General features: G+C 64.0%; 16 protein-coding genes. 13 read left to right on the top strand and 3 right to left on the bottom strand.

Features of this window, described 5'->3' with window-relative positions; all coding sequences use genetic code 11:
- Positions 1–2,580, top strand: a complete 2,580-nt coding sequence (clpB, locus tag CDA09_RS13135) for an ATP-dependent chaperone ClpB (RefSeq protein WP_121429116.1) — start codon at positions 1–3, stop codon at positions 2,578–2,580.
- Positions 2,581–2,822: 242 nt separating this feature from the next.
- Positions 2,823–4,721, top strand: a complete 1,899-nt coding sequence (locus CDA09_RS13130; RefSeq protein WP_121429115.1) for a SurA N-terminal domain-containing protein — start codon at positions 2,823–2,825, stop codon at positions 4,719–4,721.
- A 126-nt stretch (positions 4,722–4,847) separates the two neighbouring features.
- Here CDA09_RS13130 and CDA09_RS13125 read toward each other — a convergent pair whose 3' ends face one another.
- Positions 4,848–5,639, bottom strand: a complete 792-nt coding sequence (locus CDA09_RS13125) for an enoyl-ACP reductase FabI (protein ID WP_121429114.1) — start codon at positions 5,637–5,639, stop codon at positions 4,848–4,850.
- A 127-nt stretch (positions 5,640–5,766) separates the two neighbouring features.
- Between CDA09_RS13125 and CDA09_RS13120 the strand changes: the two genes are divergently transcribed.
- From CDA09_RS13120 to CDA09_RS13105, 4 genes are all read left to right on the top strand, one after another.
- Positions 5,767–7,938, top strand: coding sequence for an ABC transporter substrate-binding protein (locus CDA09_RS13120; RefSeq protein WP_121429113.1), 2,172 nt, complete (start codon positions 5,767–5,769; stop codon positions 7,936–7,938).
- Positions 7,938–8,915 carry an ABC transporter permease gene (locus tag CDA09_RS13115; protein WP_121429112.1) on the top strand — a complete coding sequence of 326 codons (978 nt, stop codon included), beginning with the start codon at positions 7,938–7,940 and terminating at the stop codon, positions 8,913–8,915. The genes CDA09_RS13120 and CDA09_RS13115 overlap by 1 nt, the downstream gene beginning before the upstream one ends.
- Positions 8,916–8,918: 3 nt before the next feature.
- Positions 8,919–10,334, top strand: coding sequence for an ABC transporter permease (locus tag CDA09_RS13110; RefSeq protein WP_121429111.1), 1,416 nt, complete (start codon positions 8,919–8,921; stop codon positions 10,332–10,334).
- Positions 10,335–10,420: 86 nt separating this feature from the next.
- Positions 10,421–11,980: a protein adenylyltransferase SelO gene (locus tag CDA09_RS13105; protein ID WP_121429110.1), complete on the top strand. Its 1,560-nt coding sequence runs from the start codon at positions 10,421–10,423 to the stop codon at positions 11,978–11,980.
- Positions 11,981–11,993: 13 nt separating this feature from the next.
- On the opposite strand, the gene smpB is transcribed toward CDA09_RS13105, so the two are convergent.
- Entirely contained in the window at positions 11,994–12,440 is a 447-nt protein-coding gene (gene smpB, locus CDA09_RS13100; RefSeq protein ID WP_121429109.1) for an SsrA-binding protein SmpB, read from the bottom strand.
- Between the two features lie 121 nt (positions 12,441–12,561).
- On the opposite strand from smpB, the gene CDA09_RS13095 reads away from it, so the two are divergent.
- Both CDA09_RS13095 and CDA09_RS13090 read left to right on the top strand, forming a co-directional pair.
- Positions 12,562–12,999, top strand: a complete 438-nt coding sequence (locus CDA09_RS13095) for a type II toxin-antitoxin system RatA family toxin (protein WP_121429108.1) — start codon at positions 12,562–12,564, stop codon at positions 12,997–12,999.
- A 2-nt stretch (positions 13,000–13,001) separates the two neighbouring features.
- Positions 13,002–13,322 (top strand): RnfH family protein, encoded by a 321-nt coding sequence (locus tag CDA09_RS13090; protein WP_121430865.1) that lies wholly within the window; start codon positions 13,002–13,004, stop codon positions 13,320–13,322.
- Positions 13,323–13,361: 39 nt separating this feature from the next.
- On the opposite strand, the gene CDA09_RS13085 is transcribed toward CDA09_RS13090, so the two are convergent.
- Positions 13,362–13,922, bottom strand: a complete 561-nt coding sequence (locus tag CDA09_RS13085) for a DUF4124 domain-containing protein (protein WP_121429107.1) — start codon at positions 13,920–13,922, stop codon at positions 13,362–13,364.
- 83 nt (positions 13,923–14,005) lie between these two features.
- On the opposite strand from CDA09_RS13085, the gene guaB reads away from it, so the two are divergent.
- The 5 genes from guaB (at position 14,006) to CDA09_RS13060 (ending at position 19,648) form a co-directional block, all read left to right on the top strand.
- Positions 14,006–15,466, top strand: coding sequence for an IMP dehydrogenase (gene guaB, locus CDA09_RS13080; protein WP_121429106.1), 1,461 nt, complete (start codon positions 14,006–14,008; stop codon positions 15,464–15,466).
- Positions 15,467–15,535: 69 nt separating this feature from the next.
- A complete protein-coding gene (gene guaA, locus CDA09_RS13075) occupies positions 15,536–17,101 on the top strand; it encodes a glutamine-hydrolyzing GMP synthase (RefSeq protein WP_121429105.1) in 1,566 nt (521 codons plus the stop codon).
- Between the two features lie 338 nt (positions 17,102–17,439).
- Positions 17,440–17,742, top strand: a complete 303-nt coding sequence (locus CDA09_RS13070; RefSeq protein WP_121429104.1) for a type II toxin-antitoxin system HigB family toxin — start codon at positions 17,440–17,442, stop codon at positions 17,740–17,742.
- Between the two features lie 18 nt (positions 17,743–17,760).
- Positions 17,761–18,132, top strand: coding sequence for a helix-turn-helix domain-containing protein (locus CDA09_RS13065; protein WP_121430864.1), 372 nt, complete (start codon positions 17,761–17,763; stop codon positions 18,130–18,132).
- Positions 18,133–18,202: 70 nt separating this feature from the next.
- Complete coding sequence (locus CDA09_RS13060) at positions 18,203–19,648, top strand: DUF3375 domain-containing protein (protein ID WP_121429103.1); 1,446 nt, start codon at positions 18,203–18,205, stop codon at positions 19,646–19,648.
- The last annotated feature ends 14 nt before the right edge of the window (positions 19,649–19,662 follow it).

Raw genomic sequence — 19,662 nt, 5'->3', positions numbered from 1 at the left:
ATGCGCTTCGACAAACTCACCACGAAATTCCAGCAGGCGCTTGCGGATGCGCAGAGCATCGCCATCGGCGGCGATCAGCAGTTCATCGAGCCCGTCCACCTGCTGCTCGCAATGCTGGGACAGGACGATGGCGGAACGGTTTCGCTGTTGCAGCGTGCGGGAGTGAACGTCCCGCCCCTGAAGACCGCGCTGGACAAGCTGCTCACCCGTTTGCCCAAGGTCGAGGGGTACGGCGGCGAGGTCCAGATCGGGCGGGACCTGTCCAATCTCCTCAACCTCGCGGATCGGGAAGCGCAGAAACGCGGAGACCAGTTCATCGCGAGCGAGATGTTCCTGCTCGCGCTTGCCGAGGACAAGGGCGAGACCGGACGCCTGCTCAAGGAGCACGGACTCGCGCGCAAAGCGCTCGAAGCCGCGATCGAGGCGGTACGGGGCGGGGCTGCCGTGGGCAGTCAGGATGCGGAGGGACAGCGCGAGGCGCTCACCAAGTACTGTCTGGACCTCACCGACCGCGCCCGCGCCGGCAAGCTCGATCCCGTCATCGGCCGCGACGACGAAATCCGCCGCGCCATCCAGATCCTGCAACGCCGCACGAAGAACAATCCCGTGCTGATCGGCGAGCCCGGCGTCGGGAAGACGGCCATCGTCGAAGGCCTCGCGCAGCGCATCGTCAACGATGAAGTGCCCGAAACGCTCAAGGGCAAACGGGTGCTGTCGCTCGACATGGCTGCATTGCTCGCAGGTGCCAAGTACCGCGGGGAATTCGAGGAGCGGCTCAAGGCGGTGTTGAAGGAAATCGCCCAGGAAGAAGGGCGGATCATCGTCTTCATCGACGAGATCCACACCATGGTGGGGGCCGGCAAGGCGGAAGGCGCCATCGACGCCGGCAACATGCTGAAGCCGGCCCTGGCGCGCGGGGAACTGCACTGCATCGGCGCGACCACGCTCGACGAGTACCGCAAGCACATCGAGAAGGACGCAGCGCTCGAACGGCGCTTCCAGAAGGTGCTCGTGGACGAGCCCTCGGTCGAATCCACGATCGCCATCCTGCGCGGCCTGCAGGAGAAATACGAGTTGCACCACGGTGTGGACATCACGGACCCCGCCATCGTCGCCGCGGCCGAACTTTCGCATCGTTACATTACCGACCGCTTCCTGCCGGACAAGGCGATCGACCTGATCGACGAGGCCGCAGCGCGGATCAAGATGGAAATCGACTCCAAGCCGGAATCGATGGACAAGCTGGAACGCCGGATCATCCAGCTCAAGATCGAGCAGGAGGCCGTCAAGAAGGAAACCGACGAGGCTTCGCAGAAGCGCCTGCTGCTGATTCGGGACGAAATCGAAAAGCTCGAGCGCGAATACGCCAACCTCGATGAAATCTGGCGCGCCGAGAAGGCCAGCGTCCAGGGCAGCCAGCACATCAAGGAAGAAATCGAGAAACTGCGCGCGCAGATGGCGGAAATGCAGCGCAAGGGCCAGTACGACAAGCTGGCGGAGCTCCAGTACGGCAAGCTGCCGCAGCTCGAGGCCCAGCTGAAGGCCGCCGAGACGGCGGGAAGCGGCGAGCGCAAGTTCAAGCTGTTGCGCACGCAGGTCGGCACCGAGGAGATCGCGGAAGTCGTCTCGCGCGCGACCGGCATCCCGGTGAGCAAGATGATGCAGGGCGAGCGCGAAAAACTCCTCAAGATGGAAGAGCGCCTGCATTCGCGTGTCGTCGGCCAGGACGAAGCCGTGCGCCTGGTCTCGGACGCCATCCGCCGTTCGCGTGCCGGCCTGTCGGACGAGAATCGCCCCTATGGTTCCTTCCTGTTCCTCGGGCCGACCGGCGTCGGCAAGACGGAACTCTGCAAGACCCTCGCGGAGTTCCTGTTCGATTCGGAGGAGCATCTGATCCGGATCGACATGAGCGAATTCATGGAGAAGCATTCGGTTGCGCGGCTGATCGGTGCGCCGCCGGGCTACGTCGGCTACGAAGAAGGCGGCTATCTCACCGAACAGGTGCGCCGCAAGCCCTACAGCGTGATCCTCTTCGACGAGGTCGAGAAGGCGCACCCGGACGTCTTCAACGTCCTGCTGCAGGTGCTGGACGACGGACGGATGACGGACGGGCAGGGGCGCACGGTGGATTTCAAGAACACCGTCATCGTCATGACGTCCAACCTCGGCAGCCAGATGATCCAGCAGATGTCGGGCGACGACTATCAGGTCATCAAGCTTGCCGTCATGGCCGAGGTCAAGACCTTCTTCCGCCCCGAATTCGTCAACCGCATCGACGAAGTGGTGGTCTTCCACGCGCTCGATGAAAAGCACATCGCCAGCATCGCGCGCATCCAGCTGCAGTACCTCGAAAAACGGCTCGCGCGACTCGACATGGCGCTCGACGTGACCGACGCGGCGCTCGCGGAGCTTGCGACGGCGGGCTTCGATCCCGTATTTGGCGCCCGCCCGCTCAAGCGAGCGATTCAGGAACGGATCGAGAACCCGCTGGCCAGGGCCATTCTTGAAGGGCAGTTCGGCGCGAAGGACAAGATCAAGGTCGATGCGGCGGACGGGCACATCACGTTCGCCGAAAGCTGATCGGCTCGTCGTGATGGAGCGGGCAGGCCCTCCGCCTGCCCGACGCTCCGTGCACCCGACAGGGCAGAGGGATGCCACACGGCCGGTTGACGCGCATTGCCTTCGCTTCGTCCGCCGCTTATCCCGTCGGCAATTCCACCCCGAAGGTTTGGCCCGCCGGCCTGCACGATGCGATAATCGGGCGCTTTGCTTGGCGACGTTGGTCGCCCTGCCTCCCTTCTGAGATCTCACGGACACAGACGATGCTGGAATCAGTTCGCAATAACAAACGCGTGGCGCAGCTCATCCTGGCGCTGCTGGTCGTTCCCTTCGCCTTCTTCGGGCTGGATTCCTACTTTTCCAATGGGCCGGGCGGAACCGACATTGCCACGGTCGCGAAGTCCAAGATTTCGATCGCGGAGTTCGATCGCGCCTTGCGCGAGCAGCAGGACCGCCTGCGCGAATCGATGGGGGGCCAAGTTGACCGGGCGTTGCTGGATTCGGAACCGATCCGCCGTTCGGTCGTCGAGGGCCTCGTCAATCAGCGTCTTCTCGCACTGCACGCGGCAGACCGGCACCTGGTCGTGACACCGGAGCAACTGCAGCAGGTCATCGGCAGCGTGGAAGCGTTCCAGCAGGACGGAAAGTTTGCGATCGAGCGTTACGAAGCGGCGGTGCGTGCGCAGGGGATGACGCCGGCGATGTTCGAATCGCGCCTCGCGCAGGATCTGCGCATCCAGCAGGTGGCACAGGCCGTCGGCGATTCCGCGTTCGTATCGCGGGAGTCGATCAGGCGTTTCATGACGGCTCAACTCGAGGAGCGCAAGATCAGCGAGCTGCAGTTTCCGGCGAGTCGGTTCATGAGCGAGGTGAAGCTCGCGGAAGACGCGGCGAAGCAGTACTACGACGCGAATGCGGCGCGCTTCGAGCGGCCGTCGCGCCTGCGTGCGGAGTATGTGGTTTTCAACCAGGATGCGGTTCTCGGTCAAATCAGCATCTCGGATGAGGCGGCACGAAAATTCTATGAGGCCAATGCCGAACGCTTCAGCCAGCCTGAAGAGCGCAGCGCGCGACATATCCTGATTTCCGTGGCCAAGGATGCACCGGCCGCCGAAGTGACAAAGGCTGGCGACAAGGCCGCCGGGATACTGAAACAGCTGCGCGCCGACCCGAAGCGCTTCGCCGAGCTGGCGAAGGCCGAATCGCAGGATCCCGGCTCGGCCTCGCGCGGCGGGGATCTCGGGTTCTTCGGACGCGGGACGATGTTGAAACCGTTCGAGGATGCCGCGTTCAGTCTCGGGAAGGGGCAGATCAGCGACGTCGTGCGCTCGGATTTCGGCTTCCACATCATCGAAGTCACCGACATCAGGCCCGCGCATGCGCGTCCGTTCGAGGAAGTGAAGGGCGAGATCGTCGAGGAACTCAAGCGCCAGGAGGCGAGCAAGAAGTTTGCCGAGCAGGCGGAGCTCTTCTCGAACACCGTCTATGAGCAGTCCGACAGCCTGAAGCCGGTGGCCGACGCCTTGAAGCTGAAGATCCGCACGACCGACTGGATCGAGCGGGTCGGCGGGGCCGTGGGTGAATACACGAACGAAAAACTGCTGAATGCGCTGTTCTCTGACGAAGCGATGACGAAGGGGCGCAACGTCGAGGCCGTCGAGGTATCGCGCGGGACGCTGGTGTCTGCCCGCGTCATCGAACATCAGCCGGCACAGCGGGCCCCGTTCGAGCAGGTGAAGGCTTCCATCGAGCAACAGCTCAAGACCGAGGAGGCGGCGAAACTCGCCGCCGCACGCGGAGAGGCCGTGCTTGCTTCGCTGCAAAAGGGCGAGTCGGCGGCGGGTGAATGGAGTGCGGCACGCACGGTGCAGCGTGGCAAATCCGAGTTGTCGCAGGCGGCGATGTCTGCGGTGTTCGGCGCACCGGGTGGAAAACTGCCCGCCTACGTCGGGGCGCCGATGCAGGGGGGCGGCTATTCCGTTTATCGCATCGAGAGCGTGAAGCGCCCCGACATCGCAAAGGACGATTCGCGACTGAAGGCGCTTGAAGTGCAGTACCAGCGGCTGGTTGGCCAGCGCGACTTCAATGCCTTTCTGAGTTCGCTGCGGCAGCGCTACGCGGTGAACATCAACACGGCGGCGATCCGGGCGCAGCAGCAGTAAGGTTTTTACCAGGGCGCTGCCGGTCGGTACGCCCTGGTACCAAAGCAAAACGCCCGATGCTTGCACATCGGGCGTTTTGCTTTGGCGGTTGGCTGCACGTGGCGCAGCCAGCCGCAGACATCCGCTTCAGGGCTGCTCGGAGTTGCCGAGCGCTGTGGTGTTGAAGCCGCCGTCGACGTACATGATCTCGCCGGTGACGCCGCTTGCGAGGTCCGAACAGAGGAAGGCGGCGGCGTTGCCGACTTCATCGATCGTCACGTTGCGACGCAGCGGTGCGTTGTGCTCGTTGAAGGAGAGCAGCTTGCTGAAGCTGCCGATTCCCGAAGCCGCAAGCGTCTTGATCGGGCCTGCGGAGATGGCGTTCACGCGCGTGCCTTCGGGGCCGAGACAGACGGCAAGATAGCGCACCGCGCTTTCGAGGCTGGCCTTTGCGAGGCCCATGATGTTGTAGTTGGGCATGGTGCGCACTGCGCCCAGGTAGGACATCGTCAGGAGCGCGCCTCTGCGGCCCTTCATCATCGGGCGGGCGCCCTTGGCGAGCAGCGGAAAGCTGCAGGCGCTGATTTCCTGCGAGACGCGGAAGGCCTCGCGCGAGAAACCGTCGAGGAAATCGCCTTCCAGCGCGTCGCTCGGGGCGAAGGCGATCGAATGGACCAGGCCGTCGAGGCCGTCCCATTTTTGCGCCAGCTGCTCGAACAGCGCCGTGATTTCCTCGTCGTTTTGCACGTCGCACGCAAAGACGAGATCCGAACCGAAGTCGGCAGCCATCTTGGCTACGCGGTCCTGGAAGCGTTCGTTCTGATACGTGAAGGCGAGTTCGGCGCCTTCACGGTGCATGGCTTTGGCGATGCCGTAGGAAATCGAGCGATTGCTGAGCAGTCCGGTGATCAGAATGCGTTTTCCGGCGAGAAAGCCCATTTTTGGTAATGCTCCTTCTTGATAGTCGGCGGATTATAGCCGAAGGGCGACGATGGTCGACGGGCGTGCCAGTAGAGGAGTGTCGTCGGCAGTGAATTATGCAGCCTTGCGGGTAGAATCGCCGCTCATGTTCCGGCGCATCTGTTTACTGCTCCTGCCTTGCCTGCTCCTGCCCGCCTGCGGGCCGGTGTGGAACGACCCCTATCCGGCGGCCGAGCACGGACGGAACATCATGTACTCGGCCTTTACGGACCGCCCGAAGCACCTCGATCCGGTGCAATCGTACAGCGAGGACGAGGCCACGTTCCTTTATCAGATCTATGAGCCGCCCCTCCAGTACCACTACCTGAAGCGCCCGTACACACTCGTGCCGGGCAGCGCGGCGGCCATGCCGGAGGTGCGCAGGTACGACGGCGCAGGACGGGAGCTTCCCGCGACCGCACCGGCGTCGCAGGTTGCGAAGAGCGTGTATGAGATCCGGATTCGGCCGGGAGTGCTCTACCAACCGCATCCGGCACTGGCGCGGCGGGCGGATGGCACGCTGCGCTACGCCGAACTGCGTGCCGAGGATCTGGCCGGCGTCCGCGGGATTGGCGATTTTGCCGAAACAGGCACCCGCGAGCTCGAGGCGGGGGATTTCGTCCATCAGATCAAGCGTCTGGCGCACCCGCGACTGCATTCCCCGATCTTCGAGCTGATCGCCGAGTATCTGCCGGGACTGAAGACCTTACAGAACGAGCTCGCCGAGGAGGCCGCACGGAATGCGGGCCGGATCGACCTGGAGCGCCATTCCGTGCCGGGCGTGGAGGTCGTCGATCGCTACACCTATCGCATCACCCTGAAGGGTGCCTATCCGCAGTTCCTGTACTGGCTGTCGATGCCGTTCTTCGCTCCGATCCCGCCCGAGGCGGACCGTTTCTACGGGCAGCCGGGCATGGCGGAGCGCAACCTCACGCTGGACTGGTGGCCGATCGGGACCGGCCCCTACATGCTGGCGGAGAACAATCCGAACGCACGCATGGTGCTCGCGCGGAATCCGAACTTCCGCGGCGAAGCCTATCCGTGCGACGGCGAGCGTGGCGATCGGGAAGCCGGCCTGCTCGACGACTGCGGCAAGACGATGCCCTTCATCGACGAGGTCGTCTTCACGCGCGAGCGCGAGAGCATTCCGTACTGGAACAAGTTCCTGCAGGGGTATTACGATGCCTCCGGTGTTTCGTCGGACAATTTCGACCAGGCCGTGACAATGACCAGCCAGGGCGATGTGATGCTGTCCGACGAGATGCGTGCGCAGGGAATCCGGCTATTGACCTCCGTGTCGCCGTCGATCTTCTACCTCGGCTTCAACATGCTGGACAACGTCGTCGGGGGCGGCGGGAGCGCCGAGGGACAGGCGCGGGCGCGCAAGTTGCGCCAGGCGATCTCGATTGCGCTGGACATGGACGAATTCATCTCCATCTTCCTCAACGGGCGCGGCGTGGTGGCGATGCACCCGATTCCGCCCGGCATTTTCGGCGCCCGCGAAGGCGAGGCCGGGATCAATCCGGTGGTCTATGAGTGGCGCAACGGGCGCCCGGTGCGGCGCAGCCGGGAGGTCGCGCGACGTCTGCTGGCCGAGGCCGGTTACCCGGATGGGCGCGACGCGAAGACGGGCGAACCGCTGATCCTCAACCTCGACACGACGCCAGGCGGGCTCGGCGACAAGGCGCGGTCCGACTGGCTCGCGAAGCAGTTTCGGGACCTGGGTGTCCAGTTCGTCGTGCGCCCGACCGATTACAACCGCTTCCAGGACAAGATCCGCGAAGGCAATGCGCAGATGTTCTTCTTCGGTTGGAACGCGGACTATCCGGATCCCGAAAACATGCTTTTCCTGCTGCATGGCGCACAGGCCAAGGTGAAGGAATCGGGCCAGAACGCGGCGAACTATGTGAATCCGGAATACGACCGCCTGTTCGAGAAGATGAAGAGCATGCCGGACGGACCCGAGCGCCAGGCGGTGATCGATCGCATGGTTGCGATCCTGCAGCAGGATGCCCCCTGGGTTTTCGGCTTCCATCCCAAGGCGTATTCGCTGCAGCATGCCTGGGTGCTCAATCGCAAGACGGGCAGCATGGTGCGCAACACCCTGAAGTACCAGCGCCTCGACGTTGCCCGGCGCGACGCGGCGCGCGCGCAGTGGAATCGGCCGATCGTGTGGCCGCTCGGGCTTCTGGCGGCGCTCGCCGCGGCCGCGCTGGCGCCCGCATTCGTGCATTACCGGCGGCGCGAGCGCGCGACGGCCGTGGGAGGGCGCGGCTGATGTTCGCCTACATCGTGCGCCGGCTCCTTTACGCCGTGCCGATCCTGATCGGGGTCAATCTGGTCACTTTCGGCCTGTTTTTCGTTGTCAACTCGCCGGACGACATGGCTCGCATGCAGCTCGGAGTGAAGCGCGTGACGCCGGAGGCGATCGAGCGCTGGAAGGTCGAGCGCGGTTACGATCGTCCGCTGTTCTTCAACGCCAAGGCGCAGGGGAGCGGACGGGTGACGGACACGATCTTCTTCCAGAAGTCGCTGCGGATGTTCACGTTCGATTTCGGCCGCGCCGACGATGGACGCGACATCGCCCAGGAGATGCGCGATCGTATGGGGCCCTCGCTGGCGCTGGCGTTGCCGACCTTCGTACTGGGGGTGTTCGCGTCGATTTCGTTTGCATTGATCCTGGTGTTCTTCCGCGCGAGCTATCTGGATTTCTGGGGGGTGGTGCTGTGCGTCGCGATGATGTCGATATCGAGCCTCTTCTACATCATCGGCGGGCAATGGCTGATCTCGAAACTGTGGGCGCTGGTGCCGATCTCCGGCTATGCCCCGGGGCTCGACGCCTGGCGCTTCCTGGTGCTGCCGGTGGCGATCAGCGTGATCGCCGGCGTGGGGTCGAATGCGCGCTGGTACCGGACGATCTTCCTCGAGGAGGTTTCGCGCGACTACGTGCGAACGGCGCGCGCGAAGGGATTGTCCGAGCGCGTCGTGCTGTTCCGGCATGTGCTCAAGAACGCGATGATCCCCATCCTGACAGGGGTGGTCGTGGTCATTCCGCTGCTATTCATGGGCAGCCTGCTGGTTGAATCCTTTTTCGGCATTCCCGGCCTGGGGAGTTACACGATCGACGCCATCAACGCGCAGGACTTCGCGGTCGTGCGGGCAATGGTGTTCATCGGGTCGGTGCTCTACATCGTCGGCCTGATCCTCACCGACATCTCCTACACGCTGGTCGATCCGCGCGTGAGGCTGGAGTAGGCGATGGGGTTCCTGCCCGTCCTCCTGTGGACCGATGCGCTCTTCTTCCTGCTGCTCGCGATCGGTGGCATGACGGTCATTCACGTCCGTCGGGACGAGCCGCTGCGTGGCGCGTGGCGACGCGTGGGCAGCCGCGCCAGCGGCATGGCGTCGGCGGTGATCCTGCTCGCTTTCCTCGCCGTCGGGATCGCCGACAGCCTGCATTTCCGCGCGCAGCTGCCGGCGCCGGAGGGCGCGCCCGCGAACACGCAGGTCGCGTATTCGTCGGAAGTGCTCAGCGCGCTGGACGTCCTGATCGCGCCCGTGCGCACGCAGGTGGAAAAAACCTACTCGGCTCCGTTCGCGACCGAGTTGTACGCGCGCGAAACGGTCGAACTTCCCGGTGGCGGCCAGGCCCGCATCTTTCCACGCCTGGTGTGGGGCGGCGCCCACCTGGGCGAAGCGACCGACCGGCGCGATGCGGACGTCGCGCAACGGATCGCGGCCGGGGTGACTGGGGCGGCCGAAGCCTGGATTGCGGTCGTGGCCATCCTCGTCTTCGCGCTGGCGCGCAGACGCAGGAAGGGGATGATCGAAGCGGCCGGCGCCCTGTGGCGGGGCCGGACGGTTCTCGCGTGGCGCGCCGCGCTCGGCACGCTCGCGTGCGTGCTGCTCGTGACGATCCTCGCGATCCAGCTCGCGCCGTTCTACCATGTGTTCGGCACCGACAAGGTCGGGCAGGACGTGCTCTACCTGTCGCTCAAGAGCGTGCGCACCGCATTGATCATCGGCACGCTGACGACGCTCGTGATGATGCCGTTCGCAGTCGCCCTCGGCATCATGGCCGGATATCTCGGGGGCTGGGTCGATGACGTGATCCAGTACGTCTACACGGTTCTCAACGCGATCCCAGGCGTGCTGCTGATCGCCGCCGCCGTGCTGATGATGCAGGTCGTGATCGATACCCATCCGCAGTGGTTCTCGACCGCGGCCGAACGCGCCGATGCGCGCCTGATGGCCCTGTGCCTGATCCTCGGCGTCACGAGCTGGACCGGCCTGTGCCGCCTGCTGCGCGGCGAGACGCTGAAGCTGCGCGAACTCGAGTACGTGCAGGCCGCGCGCGCCTTCGGCGTGCGCACGCCGTCCATCCTGCGGCGGCACGTGCTCCCCAACGTGATGCACATCGTGTTGATCGCGCTGGTGATGGATTTCTCCGGACTGGTGCTCGCCGAGGCCGTCCTGTCCTATGTCGGTATCGGCGTCGATCCCACGACGATCAGCTTCGGGACCATGATCAACATGGCGCGCACCGAACTCGCGCGCGAACCGATGGTGTGGTGGTCGCTCATGGCGGCCTTCGCCTTCATGTTCGTGCTGGTGCTCTCGGCCAACCTGTTCGCGGACGTCGTACGCGACGCCTTCGATCCGCGACGTTCCTGAATACGCAAGGGACGACGGCGGCGAACCAAGCGCCGCCGGCACCGTCTCAATTGGGCAGTACCCCAACCCCGCGCATCATCCACATAATGAAAACCCTCCAATTCGACAACCGCTTCGTCCGGGATCTGCCCGGCGACCCGGAAGACTCTCCGCATGTCCGGCAGGTACATGGCGCCTGCTATTCGCGCGTGCGGCCGACCCCCGTCGCGGCACCGCGCCTGATTGCGTGGTCGCCCGAGGTGGCGCGGCTGGTCGGCTTCGACGAGGCCGAGGTGCGTTCGCCCGAGTTCGCGCGGGTGTTCGCCGGCAATGCGCTGCTGCCCGGTATGGAGCCGTATGCCGCCTGTTATGGCGGACACCAGTTCGGCAACTGGGCGGGCCAACTCGGCGACGGACGGGCGATCACTCTCGGGGAAACGATCAATGCGGCCGGCGGGCGCTGGGAACTGCAGCTGAAGGGCGCGGGTCCGACGCCGTATTCGCGGCGTGCGGACGGGCGTGCGGTGCTGAGGTCGTCGATACGGGAGTTCCTGTGCAGCGAGGCCATGCACCACCTGGGCATCCCGACGACGCGCGCATTGTGCATCGTCGGCACGGGGGAGGCGGTCATCCGCAACATGTTCTACGACGGGCGGCCACGTCCCGAGCCGGGGGCCGTGGTGTGTCGTGTTGCGCCGTCGTTCATCCGTTTCGGCAACTTCGAGATCTTTACCGCACGCGGCGATCAGGCCCTGCTGGAAAAGCTGGTCGATTTCACGATCGCGCGGGACTTTCCGGAGCTCTCCGGAGATACCGCCACCCGACGCGCGGACTGGTTCCACGCGGTGTGCGAGCGCACCGCGCGGCTGATCGCCCACTGGATGCGCGTCGGATTCGTGCATGGCGTGATGAACACCGACAACATGTCGATCCTCGGCCTGACGATCGACTACGGCCCCTACGGCTGGATCGACAATTTCGATCCCGGATGGACGCCCAACACGACCGACGCGGAGGGGCGCCGCTACCGTTTCGGCAATCAGCCGCACATTGCACAGTGGAACCTGCTCCAGCTCGCGAACGCGCTCTATCCGGCGTTTGGTAGCGTCGAACCCCTGCAGGACGGCCTGTCGCGCTACGCGGCCGTGTATGAGGCCGAGAGCCGCCGCATGCTGGCGGCGAAACTCGGCCTCGAGAATCTGCGCGAAGAGGACGATGCACTCGTCGAAACCCTGCACGAGCTCATGGCCGCAGCCGAAGTCGATATGACGATCTTCTTCCGCGGGCTCGCCCGCGTCGATGCGCAGGCGCCCACGCTCGATCCCCTGCGCGACGCCTTCTACGTGGAAGACAAGGCGAAGGCGCACGAGGTGGCGTTCGCCGAGTGGCTTGGCCGCTACGCAGCGCGGGTGCTCGCCGACGGCCTGCCCGCCGGCGTACGGCAGGCGCGGATGGATGCGGTCAATCCGCGCTACGTGCTGCGCAACTACCTCGCGCAGGAGGCGATCGACGCAGCGGAGCAGGGCGACGATGCGCGGGTGTCCGAGCTGCTCGACGTGATGCGCCGTCCCTACGACGATCAGCCGGGGCGCGAGCGCTTCGCGGCGCGGCGGCCCGACTGGGCACGCAATCGCGCAGGCTGCTCGATGCTGTCGTGCAGTTCGTAGCGCGGTTCGCCGATCACACCTTGGTCTTCATGAGGCGCGCCTTGTCGCGCTCCCAGTCGCGCTGCTTCGCGTCCTCGCGCTTGTCGTACTGCTTCTTGCCCTTCGCGAGGCCGACCAGCGCCTTGATGCGGCCTTTGGTGTAGTGCAGGTCGAGCGGCACGAGGGCATATCCCGCGCGTTCGACCTTGCCGATGAGTTTCGAGATCTCGCTCGCATGCAGCAGGAGTTTGCGGGTGCGCACGGGGTCGGGCTTGATATGCGAGGAAGCCGCGGCCAGCGCCGTGATGTGCATGCCGAGGATGAAGATCTCCCCGTTGCGGATGACGACGTAGGCTTCCTTGATGTTGGCGCGGCCCGCCCGGATCGCCTTGACCTCCCAGCCCTCGAGCACAAGCCCGGCTTCATACTTCTCCTCGATGAAGTAGTCGTGAAAGGCCTTGCGGTTGTCGATGATGCTCATGCGGGTTCAGGATCCTGTGCGTCGCGGCGGCACGGCATGGCGCGGGGAGCGGCCGTGGCGGGTGCATTGCGGTAGAATCGCGCATTTTAGCAGTTCGGCGAAGCGCCGGCCCCACACGCATATGGCTGACGTCAGGAAGCAGGTTCTGATCGAGTTCACCCCCGCGCAGATGTTCGAGCTCGTCGACCGCTGTGAAGACTATCCGCAATTCCTTCCGTGGTGCGGCGGCGCAGACCTGCTGACGCGCACCGGGAACACGACGGTCGCGACCTTGCACATCAGTTATCACGGCATCAAGGCGAATTTCACCACCGAGAATACGAAGGAATATCCGCGCGAGATGAGGATCGGCCTCAGGGAGGGGCCTTTCACGCACCTCGACGGGCTGTGGCGTTTCACGGCGCTCGGCGATACCGCCTGCAAGGTCGAGTTCAATCTCCATTACCAGTTTTCGAGCAAGCTGCTCGAGAAGGTCCTGGGGCCGGTGTTCAACCACATCGCAAGCACCTTCGTGGAATCGTTCATCAAACGCGCGCAGCAGGTGTATCCCAAGGGATGATGATGACCGCATTCATCGACGTGGAAGTTGCGTACGCGCTGACGGCGCAGCAGGATCTGATCAAGGTCCGCGTGGCGGAGGGGGCGACGGTGCGCGACGCCATCGAGGCATCGGGAATTCTCGGGAAGCACCCCGACATCGAACTCGACGGGCGCAACAAGGTCGGGGTGTTTGCCAAACTCACGCGGCTCGACACCGTGCTGCGCGACCGCGACCGCGTCGAGATCTATCGGCCGCTCATCGCCGATCCGAAGGCGGTGCGCAAGCAACGCGCCGAGGAAGGCAAGGTGCTGAAGAAGGGCGGCGGCCCCGCCGGGGAATAAGGGACTCCAGCCGCCCGCGCAAGTCGTGGGGCATCTGCGCTACTTGCAGTTCTGGTCGAGATATTGTTGCGAGCGATCGATTTCGGCCGTGCGCTCGGTGCCGCTCACGAGTTCCCGCTGGCCTTCGCTGTTGTAGCGCGAGATGCGGCGGCTGTTCTGCAGGCCGACGATCTGGGCGCGCGCCTCGCTGCAACTGCGGGCGAGCTCTGCCGCCTTCTGCCGTTCCTTCTCGGCTTTCGCCTCGGCCTCTGCGACGGCTACGCGGCGCTGACGGAATTCCGTTTCCTTCTCCGTCATCGTCTTGGGTTTGGACGGATCGGCCTTCCCCGCGGCGGATTTGCCCGCCTCGCCCGCGGTACCCTGCGCATTGCCATCGGCAGCGGGCTTCTGCGTCCCGGCGTCGGCCGCCTGGTCGGGGACGTCATTGGCGGGCGCCGGGGCCTGGCTTCGTGCGGCGGGCTTGACGGTTTTCGCCGCGCCCGCGGGAGGCGGGGTGTCGGAGTAATTGATGCGCCCCTGCGCGTCGCGCCACTGATACACCTGGGCCGCGGCGGGCAGTGCAAGGATCATGCTCAACACAAGCAGGCTAAGGCGACGCATCGAGTGGGCTCCGTTGAAAAGCGCCGCTTACCATGAGTTCGCGGCATCTGTATAATACGGATTTGGTCGAAAGGATAGAAGCCATGCGAGTGATTCAGAAGGCGCTGACGTTCGATGACGTCCTTCTCATCCCCGCCCACTCTACGGTTCTCCCCCGCGATGTCAGTCTGCGGGCACAGCTGACGCGCAACATTCGCATCAATATTCCCCTGGTATCCGCAGCGATGGATACGGTGACCGAATCCCGCCTGGCGATCGCGCTGGCGCAGGAAGGCGGTATCGGCATCATTCACAAGAACCTCCCCGTCAAGCAGCAGGCGGGCATGGTCGCGAAGGTGAAGCGCTTCGAGTCGGGCGTCCTCAAGGATCCGATCACCATTCCACCGACGATGAGTGTTCACGACGTCGTCGCGCTCACCCGTCAGCACAAGTTTTCCGGCCTGCCGGTCGTCGAGGGCAAGCGGGTGGTGGGTATCGTGACGAACCGCGACGTGCGCTTCGAGACGAACCTGGAGCAGCCGGTGTCGGCGATCATGACGCCGGCGGATCGCCTCGTTACCGTCAGGGAAGGCGACAGCCTCGAGGATGCGCGCCGCCTGATGCACAAGCACCGCCTCGAGCGCGTGCTGGTGCTGAACGACGCGGGCGAGTTGCGCGGCCTGATCACCGTGAAGGACATGATGAAGTCCACCGAGCATCCGCTCGCGGCCAAGGACGACCTCGGTCGTCTGCGCGTCGGTGCGGCGATCGGCGTGGGTGCGGGAACCGAAGAGCGTGCCGAGGCTTTGGTCGAAGCGGGAGTTGACGTCGTTGTCGTCGATACCGCGCACGGACATTCGCAGGGCGTTGTCGACCGCGTCAACTGGGTGAAGAAGAACTTCCCGCACGTCGAGGTCATCGGCGGCAACATCGCGACGGCAGCTGCGGCGAAAGCACTGGCCGACGCCGGCGCCGACGCGGTCAAGGTCGGTATCGGGCCAGGGTCGATCTGCACGACGCGGATCGTCGCCGGTGTCGGCGTGCCGCAGGTGACGGCGATCGACAATGTCGCCACCGCGCTGGCGGGTACGGGCATTCCGATGATCGCCGATGGCGGCATCCGCTTCTCCGGCGACATTTCCAAGGCGATTGCCGCCGGCGCGAACGTGGTGATGCTGGGCGGACTGTTCGCCGGCACTGAAGAAGCGCCCGGCGAGACGGTGCTGTACCAGGGGCGTTCGTACAAGTCGTACCGTGGCATGGGGTCGCTCGGCGCGATGCAGCAAGGGGCCGCAGACCGCTATTTCCAGGAGTCCGACGGCAATGCCGACAAGCTCGTCCCCGAGGGCATCGAGGGGCGCGTGCCCTACAAGGGGGCGGTGACGGCGGTGATCCACCAGCTGGTGGGCGGTCTGCGCGCGTCGATGGGTTATCTCGGCTGCGCCACGATCGAGGAAATGCACCAGAAGGCGGAGTTCGTCGAGATTACTGCGGCGGGTGTGCGCGAGTCGCACGTCCATGACGTGCAGATCACCAAGGAAGCGCCGAACTACCACGTGGATTGACCCGATCCCGACACCGAAGGCGGCCCACGCGGGCCGCCTTTCCTTTTTTCGTACCCCGAGACCGTCGCCATGGCTCACCAGAAAATCCTCATCCTCGATTTCGGCTCCCAGGTCACCCAGCTGATCGCGCGCCGCGTGCGCGAGCAGCAGGTGTATTGCGAACTCCACCCGTTCGACGTTTCCGATGATTTCGTGCGCGAGTTCGCACCGGCCGGCGTCATCCTGTCGGGCGGACCGAATTCGGTGTACGAGGCGCTGGACTGGAAGGCCCCGCAGGCCGTCTTCGAGCTGGGGGTCCCTGTGCTCGGCATCTGCTACGGCATGCAGACGATGGCCCAGCAACTCGGCGGCAAGGTGGAAAATTCGGGCAAGCGCGAATTCGGCTACGCGGAAATCCGCGCGCGCGGGCATTCGGAGCTCTTTCGCGGTATCGAGGACCGCACGAACGGCGAGGGCCACGGCCTGCTCGACGTGTGGATGAGCCACGGCGACAAGGTCACCGAGATGCCCCCGGGCTTCAAGGTGATCGCGAGCAACGAAGCCTGCCCGATCGCGGCAATCGCCGACGAAGCGCGCAAGTTCTACGCCGTGCAGTTCCATCCGGAAGTCACGCACACGATCAAGGGCAAGGAAATGATCGCCCGCTTCGTGCACGAGATCTGCGGCTGCGGGCACGACTGGAACATGCCGGATTACGTCGCCGAGGCGATCGAGAAGGTGCGTGCGCAGGTGGGCGACGAGGAGGTGATCCTCGGCCTGTCCGGCGGCGTTGATTCGTCGGTCGTGGCGGCACTGCTGCATCGCGCGATCGGCGATAAGCTCACCTGCGTGTTCGTCGACAATGGCCTGCTGCGCCTGAACGAGGCCGAACAGGTGATGGAGACCTTCTCGCGCAACCTCGGCGTGAAAGTCATCCACGTGGATGCAACCGAGCAGTTCATGGGGCACCTCAAGGGTGTCTCGGATCCGGAAGCGAAGCGCAAGATCATCGGCCGCGAGTTCGTCGAAGTGTTCCAGGCCGAAGCGCAGAAGCTGCCGAACGCGAAGTGGCTGGCGCAGGGCACGATCTATCCCGACGTGATCGAGTCTGCCGGTTCGAAGACCGGAAAGGCGCACACGATCAAGAGCCACCACAACGTCGGCGGGCTGCCTGAGACGCTGAACCTGAAGCTGCTGGAGCCGCTACGTGAACTCTTCAAGGACGAGGTTCGCGAACTCGGCATCGCGCTGGGCCTGCCGCACGACATGGTTTACCGGCATCCCTTCCCCGGTCCGGGGCTCGGCGTCCGCATCCTCGGCGAGGTCAAGAAGGAGTTCGCCGACCTGCTGCGCCGTGCCGATGCGATCTTCATCGACGAACTGCGCGCCGCGGACTGGTACGAGAAGACCAGCCAGGCGTTCGCGGTGTTCCTGCCGGTGAAGAGTGTCGGCGTGATGGGCGACGGGCGCACCTATGAGTACGTGGTGGCGCTGCGCGCGGTGCAGACGCAGGACTTCATGACCGCGCACTGGGCGGAACTCCCGCACAGCCTGCTCGGCAAGGTGTCGAACCGCATCATCAACGAGGTGCGCGGGATCAACCGCGTCGTGTACGACATCTCGGGCAAACCGCCGGCAACGATCGAGTGGGAGTGATGGGTTGATAAAAAATTGTTTTAAATTAATAAGTTGCGCCGCTGTTGAATAATTCGAAGCGAATCATCAATAGGCGTACTGACTCTGTAACTTATTGAAATTAAAATAATGTTTTTCTTCTTAGTCGCGGCTATTGCAAGGGCAAGCAACCCAATTTTGACGGTATACCTGACGGTATACCTGACGGTATCAGAAGGCGGTTTCGAAGGAACTGTTTTTTGATACTGTCAGAAATGCTTACGGTATCGGGCCATAGGTGCTACTACCAGCCGAGTACCCCCGAAACCTGATGTTATAGGCCACTTGCGCTGGTCCCGTCTTGGGACTACGATGCGCGGATGCGAGTGATTGCCGTCTCCACACTTCGAGACTTCTGGAAACTTCATCCGGATGCCGAGCAGCCTCTGAAGGCTTGGTTTGAGGAAGCCTCCAAAGCGTCCTGGACGCAGCCGTCAGATCTCAAGGCGCAGTACGGCAGCGCCAGCATCCTGAAGAACCGGCGCGTCGTTTTCAACATCAAAGGCAACGACTACCGGCTGATCGTGGCTATCGCCTACAGGCTGCAGGTGGTCTACGTGAAATTCGTCGGCACCCACAAGGAATACGACGAAGTGGACGCCGAAACCGTTGAAATGGTCTGAGGGACCATGGAGGACTACATGGACATCCACCCCATTCACACCGAAGCAGATTACAAGGCCACGCTGAAGGAAATTTCAGCCTTGATGGAACTCGACCCCGATGTGGGTACCCTGCAGGGAGACCGCCTGGATATCCTGGTCACGCTCGTGCAAGCCTATGAAGCCAAACACTTCCCCATCGGCGCGCCGAATCCGGTCGAAGCGATCAAATTCCGGATGGAGCAAGGCGGACTGTCGGTGAAGGATCTCGAGCCGTTCATCGGCAAAAGCAACCGGGTCTACGAAATCTTGAATCACAAGCGCCCCTTGACGCTGGCCATGATCCGCAGATTGCACCTGGGCCTGGGTATTCCGGCCGAGGTGCTGATTGCGGAGACTGTCGTGGGTTGATCTTGATGGTGATGGCGAGAGATGCATTTGTCTTGACTTTCGTGCCCGCCAACACCCACCGTTGGGTCAAATGACCCTCGATTTCGCCGCCCTCGACGCCCTGCGTACCTACCACCCCGCGTGGCGGTTGCTGCGTTCGGACCATGCGCCGCTGGTGGCCAGCTTTCTGCATCGGGTGTTTGTCGGCCCCAATGTGCGGGTGATGGCAGCGGCCGATCTGGCGGAAGCCTTGGAGGACGAGTTGTACGCACTGCGCCTGCAACGGGGCGACGATGCGTTCCCGAAGTCCGCGCTCGAGTACCTGAACGACTGGGCTGCACCCGACAAGGGCTGGCTGCGCAAATTCTACAAACCCGGTACGGACGAGGCCCAATTCGACCTGACGCCGGCCACCGAAAAGGCCATCGCCTGGCTCGTGCAGTTGTCCGAGCGGCAGTTCGTGGGCACCGAATCGCGCCTGCTCACCTTGTTCGATCTGCTCAAGCAGATGAGCGAAGGCAGCGAGACCGACCCGACCAAGCGGATCGCCGAACTGCACAAGAAGCGCGACGACATCGACGCCGAGATCGCGCGCGTGCTCGCGGGCGATGTGTTGCTCCTGGACGACACGGCGCTCAAGGACCGTTTCCAGCAGTTCATGCTGGGCGCGCGCGAGTTGCTTGCCGACTTTCGCGAGGTCGAACACAACTTCCGCCAGCTCGACCGGCGGGTGCGCGAGCGCATCGCCTTGTGGGAGGGCAGCAAGGGGGCCTTGCTGGAAGAGATCATGGGCGACCGCGACGCGATTGCCGATTCCGACCAGGGCAAGAGCTTCCATGCCTTCTGGGAATTCCTGCTGTCCAGCCGTCGCCAGGAGGAACTGACCGACCTGCTGGACCGGGTGCTGGCCTTGCCGGCCGTGGCTTCCCTGCAACCCGATGCCCGCACCCGCCGGGTGCATTACGACTGGCTGGAAGCCGGTGAGCACACCCAGCGCACCGTGGCGGCCCTGTCGCAGCAGTTGCGGCGCTTTCTCGACGACCAGGCGTGGCTTGAAAACCGCCGCATCATGGACATCCTGCACGGCATCGAAGCGAAGGCACTGGCGCTGCGCGAGACGCCCCCCGCCGGCCCGGTGATGGAGATGGCCGAGAGCGGCGCCGATATCGAATTGGCGATGGAACGTCCCTTGTTCACCCCGGCGGTGAAGCCGGTCATCGCCAGCCTGGTCTTGCAGGCAGGCGATGAAGACATCGACCCCCAGGCACTCTTCGATCAGGTGGTGGTGGACAAGGCTCGCCTCGCACGCCATATCCGCCATGCCTTGCAGGACAAGGCGCAGATCACGCTCTTCGAGTTGGTGGGCGCCCAGCCTTTGCAGCAGGGCCTGGCCGAACTGGTGGCCTATCTGCAACTCGGCAGTGATGCCTTCAAGGCTGTGATCGACGAAAATACACCCGAATTCATTCACTGGCAGGCTAGCGGCGAACCGCTTACCCGATGCGCGCGCCTTCCCCGCGTGATCTTTCTGCGCTGACTGGAAATGAACAA

Source organism: Azoarcus sp. DN11, from assembly GCF_003628555.1.
Classification (GTDB): domain Bacteria; phylum Pseudomonadota; class Gammaproteobacteria; order Burkholderiales; family Rhodocyclaceae; genus Aromatoleum.
The sequence above is the reverse complement of the archived record's forward strand: the minus strand, read 5'-3'. Positions and strand labels throughout refer to the sequence as shown.